The organism is Chlorogloea sp. CCALA 695, from assembly GCF_003003885.1.
GTDB lineage: Bacteria > Cyanobacteriota > Cyanobacteriia > Cyanobacteriales > Chroococcidiopsidaceae > Aliterella.
The window spans coordinates 18,258-30,206 of the sequence record NZ_PVWN01000012.1 but is presented as its reverse complement, the minus strand read 5'-3'; the positions used below and the strand labels follow the sequence as shown (position 1 = coordinate 30,206).

5 protein-coding genes and 1 pseudogene are annotated in these 11,949 nt (G+C 41.4%); 1 reads left to right on the top strand and 5 read right to left on the bottom strand.

The window, feature by feature from the left end; all coding sequences use genetic code 11:
* Positions 1-2: 2 nt before the first annotated feature.
* Both C7B70_RS08750 and cas12k read right to left on the bottom strand, forming a co-directional pair.
* Complete coding sequence (locus tag C7B70_RS08750) at positions 3-1,868, bottom strand: Mu transposase C-terminal domain-containing protein (RefSeq protein ID WP_106368675.1); 1,866 nt, start codon at positions 1,866-1,868, stop codon at positions 3-5.
* A gap of 1,243 nt (positions 1,869-3,111) precedes the next feature.
* Positions 3,112-4,962 (bottom strand): annotated as a pseudogene (gene cas12k, locus C7B70_RS08740) (type V CRISPR-associated protein Cas12k).
* Positions 4,963-5,030: 68 nt separating this feature from the next.
* On the opposite strand from cas12k, the gene C7B70_RS08735 reads away from it, so the two are divergent.
* Positions 5,031-5,474: a MerR family transcriptional regulator gene (locus tag C7B70_RS08735; RefSeq protein WP_106368673.1), complete on the top strand. Its 444-nt coding sequence runs from the start codon at positions 5,031-5,033 to the stop codon at positions 5,472-5,474.
* An 8-nt stretch (positions 5,475-5,482) separates the two neighbouring features.
* Here the strand turns inward: C7B70_RS08735 and C7B70_RS08730 are convergent, their stop codons facing one another.
* Genes C7B70_RS08730 through C7B70_RS08720 form a run of 3 tightly spaced genes read right to left on the bottom strand, consistent with a single transcriptional unit; the run spans position 5,483 to position 11,909 of the window.
* On the bottom strand, positions 5,483-8,695 hold the full coding sequence (locus C7B70_RS08730; RefSeq protein WP_106368672.1) for a type I restriction endonuclease subunit R: 3,213 nt from the start codon (positions 8,693-8,695) through the stop codon (positions 5,483-5,485).
* Complete coding sequence (locus C7B70_RS08725; protein WP_106368671.1) at positions 8,692-9,834, bottom strand: restriction endonuclease subunit S; 1,143 nt, start codon at positions 9,832-9,834, stop codon at positions 8,692-8,694. Before C7B70_RS08725 ends, C7B70_RS08730 begins: the two co-directional genes overlap by 4 nt.
* Positions 9,831-11,909, bottom strand: a complete 2,079-nt coding sequence (locus C7B70_RS08720; protein ID WP_106368745.1) for a type I restriction-modification system subunit M — start codon at positions 11,907-11,909, stop codon at positions 9,831-9,833. Before C7B70_RS08720 ends, C7B70_RS08725 begins: the two co-directional genes overlap by 4 nt.
* Positions 11,910-11,949: the final 40 nt, after the last annotated feature.

Sequence of the window (11,949 nt, the reverse complement as noted above, 5' to 3'; positions counted from 1 at the left end):
ATTTACCAAATTTTTTTCAAGTTTTTTTGACGATTAGAGACAACTAACTTATGTCTTTGCTCTTCTTGAGTATCAGTTTGCACTGAAATGTCTTCCTGTAGTTGCGGTTCTATCCTCTCAATCTTAATTTCTTCCCTGCCAACTCTCTCAGGTAAAACTTCCTGACGATCATCTTTCTTTAAAGAAGTTGAAGCTCTAATTTTGCGTAGCTCAATAACATTTGAGCTTTTCTTGGATGTAGAACGAAGACGCTTTTGCTCTAACCGTCTTTTTTCCTTCTTATCCTCTTTACATTCTTCTACAAGTTCCTTCCGTTTACCCAATGCTAATAAGGCATCATAATTAAAATGCTCCCTACGCGCTTTACTGCGCTCTTTATTGAGGGCTTTTAATTCTTCTACACTCAGGTCATGGGTGTCCATGTTTACTGCATGAGCATAGTCCAAGAAATTTTCTACACCATCATCAGTTTCGCAACTGTAGACATATAAAGTCAGGATATGGTCGGGGTCGTATCTCAGCGTCACATATTCACCTCTATATGCCTTGAGTGATTCTCCTCGATAAATTAGGTTCTCAAACTGTATAGAGCCATGAGCTTGAACAACTCGTTGCGCTTCTTTCATCAAACAGATATCTAATTCTCGCTCATCCAAAATCCGAGGCAGTTTTCCTCCCATACCTTTGAACCAGCGTTCACATCTCGTATCGCAAGGCTGCTTAGGATAAGGCTCGTGGTTATAAATGTCACAAAAGAAACTAGCTAAAATTCTGTCTAAATCCTGTATTTTCAAACAGGCTTCTTTCTCTGCATTTTCGGGGCGTTCCTGAACATTTGCCCCTGTATAACCAGGTAGGTCTTTGAGAACTTGAGTATTGATCGTTTTAAAAATCCGCTCTACAATACCACCTTCGGGTGGGCGATCGCGCAATTCGCACTGAAATCCTAGTTTCTTGCCAATTGCTTTTAGATGTTTTGAGCGAAAATCTTTTCCCCCATCAGTGAAAAAATATTGAAAAGGAGGTCCCCATATTTCCCAAGCTTTATTTAGCTGATAGTCGTCAGGATAGTGTTTGGGCAGAATAGCGTGTCTTAAAGCGAGAGCTACCTCTGTAGAACCTGGTTGTTTGATCCATAAGCGGAAACCGACAACACAACTTGAATAAGTATCTACAATAGTAGTTAACCAAGGACGGTCAGACAATAAACTGCCATGAATATCAACTATGCGAATATCCAGCTTAGTATGGTCGCATTGGATAATTTGGTTACTGAAGTCAGCCTTCAGTAGCTGACCCTCTCGTGTTACAACTGTCATCCAAGATCCCGAACCTGGGTTTCTAACCTTTGTCTTGCGTTTATGTTGCTCCATTAAAGGATCTAAAATTCTATAAACGGTAGCTTGATGAGGAAAATCTCCTGGCTTAAGCCCAAGGTCAACAATCGCGTGTCGCTTCAGTTCCCGCACTATTGATGCTGGCGATATTGGATGTTTATCTTTAAGACTTTTTTCGTAAATTGTTTTAATGAAGTCTTGCCAATATTTACTAACTCGATATTTTCCCTTATCTGCTCGTTCTATCCCTGCTGTCTCTATTAACCTGTCTTCATCGTATTGCTTGAGGAGACGTTCCACCTGGCGGGTAGAAACATTAAGGGTATCTGCAACAGCCTGCTTTCTCTGAGACTTAATAGTGCGATTAGGTGATTCAGCAAGCCACTGGATAAGATTAAATGTCAGTTTTTGCCTATCCGAAGTTTCCAGAATAATTTGCGATGGGTCTACGACAAAATTTCTCTTGTCAAGTAAAATATTGTCCGGAACTTGTGTCAATTCTTCAGTAAGTTCAAATTCTTCGTCTGCCATTAGAGTGAAATCCACTCGTAAATAATTAAGGTACTAATGTACCATTATCTTATCAAAAATGCGACTTCTAATTTGCAAAACACCTAAATTTTCATAAACGACAATCAATTTGCGAAACTGACGTTTACGACGTACAATATGCGAATCAAGTTAGTTTGTCTTTTATAGGTAAATAGACTACGATGGTTACACGATTGAGTTCTCAGGCTTTAAAAGCAGTTACGACCTGGCTTGAGAATTGCGACATATAATGTGCGAATGTACAAAATTTGTCGATTGACTAATTATTTGTCGTCGTTGTCAAATTGATGTCGCTTTGACAAATTAGTGTCCGCTTGATAGGTCGGTTCTTCCTTTAATCAACCGGGCAGAATTTCTGTGAGTTTCTATGATAACTCCACCCTATTAACTTTGTAATTACTAAGTCGGAACAATCCCGAACGAAGTGCGCCTTTCAACCCACCTTTTTCTTCAAAAGCTTTTGCTTTTGCAAACTTTGTCATATCTTTCAACCTGCCTCCTGTTAGGAGTGGAGTTGAAACACTGATCGCGCTTAAACCGCCAACAATATAGGGATTGACTTTCAACCCGCCCTAGCTGGAAGGAAAGTTGAAACAGCCCGATCCTTTTCTTCCACTTCTCGTACCACGACTACTTTCAACTCGCCTCTAGCTGGGAGGGGTGTTGAAACTATTGGGCGATCGCGCCCAGCACATCGAGACAGTAATCACTTCCAACCCACCCTGTAATAGGAGGGTTGTTGTCACTTTGTCGTCAATGCAGGCTAATGACGGTCAGGGACTTTCAACCCACCCTGTAATAGGAGGGTTGTTGTCACATGGGATTGGAATTAACCCATCCTTCAAACTATCACCACAAAAATCATGTCTGGGTTAGAAATGATGAGATTTAGACAGAGCAAGCAATTTAGGACTTGCGCGGATATCTTAGAAATTTTGCCTTATTTTTAGTCCTTCAAATGAATAATTAAGGAGGGTTCCTCCTTGCTCGGAGGTGATTCGGTAGCCACTACAGTAGTAGACCCATGCCGCTTATTGCTGGGAGCGCACCTATCCTGTCCGAAGACAGCAGCATCAGGGTGAGCAGCTACCTTTCTTCAGAAAGCACAACTGTCGGCAGACAGTTAAACTAACCCAGATTTTTCGCAATTCAGAGGTTCAAATGAACATGACTTACGGCGCGATTGATAACTCTATTTTATTGTCAAGGTGCAGAATTAAGATTAAGTTTTGCTAATAGAGCGATCGCGATAGGCAGAAATTGCCATTTCTTTGGCTTTTTCTTGGGGACTTCCTCGGATGGATTGTTGGCATTCTTCAACGACAAGATTTAATTTGGCAGCTTGAGCTTTGATATTATCGATTAATCTGCCGTAGCTCCATTGATGGATGCTTACCCTGTACTGCTTGGCGTATTTTTTCTGTCCTTCAAGATAACCTGGAATTTTTTGTTCTGCCCTGGCTTGAACCTCACTTTGGACTAACTCGCGCATATCACCCAGTTTTGGTAAAACAATACTACCTGCGTGATAGGTTTGAGCAAAGGCGATAATAGCTTTGGCTAATAAACGATCTACATATTCACCTAATTGGGAATCTCTAAATTGATTGAATCTTCCGCCACTTTGAGCTTTGTGGCGTTGGTGAGATTGCCTTTGTTTAAGCTGGCGCTGTTTGTTTAAGAGTTCGTAATTATCTCCAAGTAATTGTTTGACACTCCGATAAGTGATTTCTTTGCTTGCTAGTCCATCAACAACTGCTACGGTAGCAGGTTTATCTAATCCTAATGCCACACCTACAAGAATATGAGGCTGCCCTTGATAGAAGGGTTTGCTAGGACGGGGAAAGGGGTTGTCAAGTCGGGCTAGGGTTGATTGTTTACGACGGATAAAGGCTTGCTGTTTATCATTGATATCACCTTTTTTATTCATGTTGGTAAGGGTTTTGGCGATGTCTTCTGCTTTTTCTTGACGAACTTGTTCTGTACCTTCAGCCGTCCATAAACGGGTGTCTACAGCGCAGTAGAGGATGAGGTGATGAATGTTCCAAAGTTCTCCTTTCTCTGTACCCTCTTGCCAAGCAATTCGTCCTGAACGCAAGGTAAAAAGACCACTGGAGTATTCATTTTTGCTAGCTTTTTTAATTTCTTGGTCTTCGTAAAAGCGTTTAAACCATTCCAGTTGGCGTTGGTCGCAATAGATTTGAAATATATGCTTGCTTAAACCATTAAATTGAACGCAAAGGCGGTCTTTTTCGTTTTTACTCCAAGTTAAATCTTCGTTAGTTTCGTAAGCTACGGGGAAGGGAAGAAGTTTTGATTCAGTCGACAGTGCATCTTTCCAAGATTTAGCTTCTGATTCATCTGTGGGGGCAGTTGTAGATGCGAGTTCTAATGTATCTAACCAGTTTTTTCTTGTTAAATCTCGACCGTTGGGGATACGACTTTCTAGTTGCTCTTTTATTCGCTCAATCTTAATTTCAGCTTGGCGACGGTGTAAACCAAATTTTTCTAAGTTTTCTTCGAGTTTTTTAGGAATTTTACTACCATTTTTGAGTAAGTAGCAGATAACACAGCGAGTCAGGAGGTCGTCTGTGTCGTTGTATGCTTGCTAAAGTCTTTTAGAAATACTGCCCTCTTCAGGGGATAGGGCGCTAAGGAGTTGGGCAGCGTTGGTGCAAATTGTTTCTAGAGAAGCATTACTTTCTGTGGTTAATTCTTCATCACTTTTGAGCATTTCTAACCAACGAGTTTGCCCTTTTAGCTTTTGTTCTAAGCGTTGCTGAATTTTAAACCAAGATTTATAGATGTACTCAACGACGGTAATTGCACTTTTATAAAACCGCCCTGGTTGATTATTGAAGCGAGAGTCAGTTTTAAGAGGTTGACATAGCTGATTAACTGTACCACCTGGAAGCTTACCCTTTTTTCTCCAGGTTTCAAACTCAGGATGTTGAGCCATTTGTGTCAGTAATTCGTTAATTAATGGCGTGTTAAGGTCTGCCATTAATTTCCAGAGATGATGGCGGGTTGATTCACTTGTAATCAAACGACACTGAATGGTAATCTGGCTCATACTTTTTAAACATTAGTGTCTAATACGCACATATAAGTATTATAGCTGTTCTCTGTAAAATCAGAGGTATGTCAGAAACATTTTTTAGCAGTAAGGAAGCGGCGGAGATTACAGGGTGTAGTTTGCGCCAATTGCAGTATTGGCGGGAAAGGGGGGTTGTTGTACCTCCGATCAGTGCCACTGGAACAGGACGCAGTATTTATTACTCTCGTTCTGAGTTGACTGAGTTGGCAGTAATGGAATATTGCCTATCGGTGGGGTTGAGTTTTGAGGTAGCGGCTAAGGCATTGCAGGCTGTGAAGCAAAAAGTACCGGATTTTTCCGATCCAGTGGTGCAGAAGCGTTTTATCTTGGTTTGGGATAGAGAAACCAAGGACTTAGGGGTGGAGGAGTTTGAAAGGGAAAAGGCGATCGCCTTCCTAGATCGAGGTCAGCCTGTCATTCCCCTTTGTTTACAAGAGATTCACGATAAGCTAAACAAAATTTCAGCGTCTAAGAAAAAATTTGGATAATATAGCGCTTACGCTGCGTTTTCGTAGTAGGGAGAGGGAATAGTTTTGTAAACTTGCATGACGTGAAGGAAAACAACATTAGTTTTTTCTGCTATTTCCTCTATTTCGTAGCTTTCAACGGGTAATCCAGTGTTGTCACTGTAAAGAAAATCGTAAATCGCTCCCTTAATGCGATCGCGGGTAGATTCTTTTTCATACCACAGATCGAGTTGCAGTAATTCTTGCTTGAGGATTTGGAGAAGGTTACTGGCAATACCTTTGATTCGCTTAATTTCATCACATTGGAGATCGGGTTTTTTGAGGAGATCGAAAATAGCAAGGGTTTCTTCGCTCAAGCTTTCACGGGTGGCACGTTGGGCTTCTTCATCAAGGTCTTGAATGAATTTAAGGAGTTCTTCAAAGGTTTGTTCGATCAAGAGGCGGTCTTTTTCTTGGTTGTAGCGACTGACTATTTCTTCGTAGTATTTTTGATAATCAATACGGGATGTATTTTGATTAAGCATTCGCCGGAGTCTTTGTTCCACAGCTTGCTTGAGGTTTTGAACAGTAGTACGAGGAGCAGGGCTTTTTTGAAATTCTGCTTTGAGGCGTTCAAAGTCGATCTTGCTGATGTCGTAAAGTTCACCATCTTGAGTATTGATATTAGTAACTTCAATGGCTTCGTCAACGACGCTGTAAAGCTCTCTTAGCACTTGACTAATATCTTTGACCTGTTCATCTTTTTCAAGGCTTTTATCCACTAATTTGATGGCATCATGGGCTTTTCGATACTCGTTTATGCCTGAAATATTAGTGCTGGCTTTGAATTTTCTGAAAACCTCTCGACAGAGAATTTTGAAGCGTTTACGGGTTTCATCGTTTTCGTTGACTGCTTCTTTGGTATCTCGAATCGCAGCATTGAGAGCAAAACCCTTTTCTGCAAGAATCCGATCTAGAGAAGCCCCTTGACTGCTTAAAAACTCTCTAACTTCATTAATTGCATTTTGGAGATCATTGAGGAGGTTTTCTTGGGGTTGGGTTGGATCGACAGTTTTGTCGCCTTTTCTGCCTTCGTCAGCAGTTCCAGCAAAGGTAGCAAGGGCGGCTCTTAAGTTTTTGAGGATACCGCAATAGTCAACAATTAAGCCGTTATTTTTCCCTTCAAAAACTCGGTTAGCACGGGCGATCGCCTGCATGAGAGTATGAGCTTTAAGGGGTTTATCAAGGTAAAGGATAGAGAGAGGAGGCACGTCAAATCCGGTTAACCACATGGCACAAACGATGGCGATGCGGAAGGGATGAGCAGAGTCTTTAAAGGCTTTTTCGACACTAACTCGTTTTCCGTCTGCTAGTTCAAAACCATTATTAATTCGGTTACGGTGAAAGTTAATATCGTCCTCTAGACCCCACTGACGGAATTTTTCAACTTCTCCCTGTTCATGGCTAACGATCACCGCAGCTACAGTGGCTTCCATCCAAGCAATTTGACGTTCTCTGTAGATGGTTTCTTGTTGATCGGTGATGGTTTTGAGTTGTTTTTTGAGCTTTTTAATTTCGAGTTGCCAGTAGTGGGTGATTTTTTGGTACATTCGCCCACAGGTGATTTTGTCGATGCAGATAAACATCGCTTTGCCCATTTCCCAACCATTAGCGTAGTGAGTGACGAAATCCTGGGCGATCGCATCAAGGCGTTTTTCGGCTGTAATGACCTTATAATCCCCTTTTAATGCTCGTTCTAAGCGTTTATCAATATCTGCATCCTCGATTTCTAATTCTTCGAGTTTGGCTGCAATGCGTTCATTTAGGTCATTTGTTGAGACTTCAAGTTTGTCTCCTCTTGCGTCAAAGTAAAGGGGAACGGTGGCGTTATCTTCTACAGCACGTTGGAAGTCGTAAGTCGAGATATAGTCCCCGAAATAGCGGCGGGTAATTTCATCATCTTGAAATAGAGGCGTTCCCGTAAAGCCGATAAAGCTGGCATTGGGTAAGGCGTTGCGTAAGTTCAGAGATAGCCGCCCGTACTGGCTACGGTGTGCCTCGTCGCTGATGACAATGATGTCGTTGCGTGTGTTGTAGGGTTGTTCAGGGTCAACATCTTGATTGAATTTTTGGATCAGGGTAAAGACATAAGATTTATGTTCCCCTAAAAGTTGTTTGAGGTGTTCAGCACTGCTGGCTCTACAGGGGTCTTGATCATTGTTAGCGAGTCCACAGCCTGCGAAAGTGTCATAAATTTGTGTGTCGAGGTCGTCACGGTCGGTACAGACAAGAAAAGTGAAGTTACCTCCCAGTTTGCGTCTAATTTTTTTTGTAAAAAAGGTCATTGAATAACTTTTTCCTGAGCCTTGGGTATGCCAAAACACACCAAGTTTGCCGTTGCGGTTGTGGCGGTCTTCTACAGCTTCTATTGCTTTATTTACTCCAAGATACTGATGATTACGGGCAATAATTTTGACGGTGTTTTGAGAGGAGTTATCAAATAAAATGAAGTTTTCAAAGATATCGAGAAGGTTATTTTTGTCACAAATTCCTTTAAGCAGGGTTTCCATGTCAACTACGCCAGGGTCACTTTCGGCAAGGCGTTTCCACTCATGGAAGTGTTCAAAGGGACTGTTAAGGCTGCCGAGTTTGGCATCATCTCCATTCCCAAAAATAACAAGGGCGTTGTGATGAAAAAGTTGAGGAATTGTATCAAGATAATCTTTATAATTTTCTTCATAGGCGGCGCGGAGACTTCGCCAGATATTTTTCAGTTCCATAAAAATTAGGGGTATACCATTCACAAAGCCAACGATATCGGCTCGTTTTTGGCGACCAAATCCCCCTTCTATCCACAGTTCCCGAACGGCTAAAAAATGATTATTTGTGGGAGTGTCGAAGTCGAAAATTTTGAGAGTGGGTTTAACGGTTTCGCCTTTATTATTGCGATAGCTGACCTCTACACCATCTCTGAGGAGTTTGTCTTTTTCACGGTTAATTTTAAATAAAGTTTGACTACTGCTATATTCAGTGATGGCTCGAATTGCGTCCTGATAGGCTTGATCTGGGTGATTGGGGTTAAATTCTCGTAGTTTGCGCTCAAGGTAGCGAGTAAGGATAATCTGTTTTCGGTTTGTGCGCCCCAAAAGACTATTTTCGCCATAGTTTTCTTGGTCGTAGGCGTAGATGGATTCCCAGCCTAGTTTATCGCGGAGGTAGTCGGCGGTGGTTTGTTGTACGAGTGTGTCTTCGCTGTAGGTCATACTGCTATTTCTCCGTTCATTAGGCGAGGAAGGAGGAGATCGCGGGCTTGGTTAAGTTTAGCGATTTGCTTATTTAATAAACGAACTTGTTGCAAAATTTTATAGCTTTGTTCTTGGAATTGCTGAAGTAAAGTTTTTGAAGGAATGACTATATCTAAATTGCGAAAACGAGTTTTATTAATCTCTTGATAAGTAGAACCTCCAGCATAAGAGCGGATTTCTTCAACTCTATACATGAGATTATGTAAAAGATACATTCTGTAATTTTTCTGATTTGGAATAATATTAATAAAGCCTTGATTGGTACAAACTTGTTGATCCATCAATGCAAAAAATCCTACAGATGCTCTGCTTGTCATTAAAATAGTTTCAGATGGAACAAGTTTTGCTGATGAATTTTTCAAACCTGCTTCTGTAATTTTTCTTTCAGAATTTAATAATGCTAAACAGTTATTTCTTGTTACATCTGTAGGAACAACCCAAGTTATATTACCATCACTCCAATATTCATGATTTTGTGTTGAAGGAGTACCACCACCTACAGTTTCACAGATTTCTTCAATTTTTTTCTTCTCCCACCCATCAGGAATACCATCAATAATGGGGGTGTGTTCGTGACCAGGGAAGCGCAGATAAACAAACCATTCCCGATATAGCGATCGCGCTGATTCCTCCAACAACTCAATGCGGCGGCGGTTGTTTTCGATTAAGTCGTCATATTTTGAGAGTATATCCGCGATTTTATTTTCTTGTTTTTGATCAAATGAAGGGGCTTTAATATTTGCAATATGGTTTCGGTTTAATGTTGGAACACCACTTCCTCCATTAAAAGAAGAAAAGTCAATATTTTTAAGTAAATAGTAAATAAACCTGGGATTATGATCTTTAAAGTCTTTGACCCATAAAGTAGTATTTAATGGCCAAAAATCTTCTGTAATATATTGTCCTCCTCCAATACTACCACTTCGTCCAATTACGACTCCAGGTGCTTTTACTTTAGCTTCATTATGAAAACCAACTACTCCACTAGAAGCAACAACAGGGATATTTCCAATTTGTCTATTGCTTTCTGGTAAATCAAAACCTCTCTGAAGGGTTATTAGTTCACTAAGGATAGTATTTTGTTTATATGATTTCATATCCCCAACTCTTCAAAATTCTTAGCGATCGCCTCTGCCAAAGCGATCGCCTCCTCATTCAAACCTTTTAACTCAACATGAATATCCCGTAACGCTTCCTCAAAATCATAATCTTCATCGACTTCTTCCGGTGCAACTCCTACATAACGCCCTGGTGTCAAACTCCAATCATTCGCTTCTAACTCCTGATGATCAACCAGTTTCACCAAGCCTTCAACATCGCGTAACTGAGCATCAGGAAAGCGCACCATTAGCCAATGTGCTTGTCGGAAAAAATACCGCACCTGTTTAAGTTGCTCTACTGCGGACTGACGAAAAACATCCAACTTTTTAAGGCAAGCTTTCACCTCTCGACTGACCCAAAGATCGCTTTCTTTTGCCTCTAAATCAGCCTCACAATGCTCTACCAGACGACCTGCCAACTTATAGACTAAATCTGTCTGCTTGACTAAATCTCGGCTGGTTTCAGCCAAATGCTGCACCTTTTCGATAAAGCCATTAAGGGCGGTTGCTTTTGCCTCTGGTGGCGTTAAAGTTAAAAATTTGTCTGTGAATGTTTCACTATCGACCTTGAAGGTTTTGCAGGTATGCTGAAACTCCTGCCACACCTCATCTTGGTCTTTTAATCCCCCCTGCTTGAAAAGGGAAGGACTAAAGAAAGGTTCTACTGTTTTAAGGAGCGCGGAAATAGCCCCTTGGTAGTCTGCTAAGACCCCTACACAAGAATTGCCTTCATCCAGCATTCGGGCTAAGTAGCCTTGAACTAAAGCCAAAAATCGCTCAGATTCTCCCCGATAAAGCCAAACAATTGAGACTATATTCTGTAACTGCTCTGGGGTAAAATCATAAATTTTGCGTGTCACCTTGCGGTAAATCTGACGAGCATCAATCATCAACACCTTATCCCGCATCTGCTGTAGTTTTGCCCGATTGAAAAACCACAACTCACAAGGCACAGACCGAGTATAGAAAAAGTTACTCCGAATAGCGATCATTAACTCCACATCTCCAGTCGCGATCAGCTTTTGGCGTACCTTCGCCTGATCTCCTCCTGCACTGGAAGCTTGAGACGACATTACAAAACCTGCTCGTCCTCGCTGATTCAAATAACTATGAAAATAACTAATCCAGAGATAATTGCCATTAGAAACCTTCTTATTTTTGTTTACCCCAGGCAACCCAAAAGGTAAACGGCGATCGCCCTCTACTTTCGCATCCACTTCATCAACATTGAAAGGTGGATTTGCCATCACAAAATCTGCCTGACTAACAAGATTAAAAGGGTCTTCGTAGTAAGTAATTGCTTGTTGAATATTTCCCTCTAAACCATGTACTGCCAGGTTCATCTTTGCCAATCGGATTGTTGTGGGGTTCTTCTCCAAGCCCCGAAAGGTTAGCTTTTGAGGGTTATCATGGCGTTCCTCGACTAACCGCGCACTCTGGACAAACATTCCCCCAGAACCACAAGCCGGATCAAAAACTGTCCCTCGCTCTGGCTCAATCACATTAGCAATCAGAGAAACTAACGAAATAGGAGTGAAAAACTCACCTCCATCATGGGCTTTAAGGTCAGCAAACTTGGTTAAAAAATACTCGTAGATCCGCCCAAACACATCGCCTGAAACAGATTTAAGTTCCTCTGGGTTTAGCTGCCGTAGGAGTTGCCCTAGCACCTCATTATCCAAATCTTTGTATTCAGACTTAGGTAAAACCCCTTTCAAAGTCTCGTAATCTTTCTCAATGGAGTCCATCGCCTCAAAGATGGTATCTGCTCGTTTTGCACCATCTGTCAACGACACCAAATAGTCAAACTGCGCCTCTGATTTCAGAAAAATAGCGCCCTTTTGGGAGAAGTCTTCTTTCTTTAACTCTCTCGTCTTCCCTTCCCTCTGGGGCAAATTTGCCTCAACTTCCTCTTTTACCTTCAAAAAGCGACTGTAAGCATGGCGCAAGAATATCAAACCCATTACAGGTAAGAAATACTCATTACTCGCATAGTTAGAGTTTGATCGCAGTGTATCTGCGGCTGACCATAACCGCTTTTCAATACCTTCGATGTGTTCGAGTTGCGCCATGAGGAGTTGATCCAGAATTGCCAATTTTTTATTTTGGCAT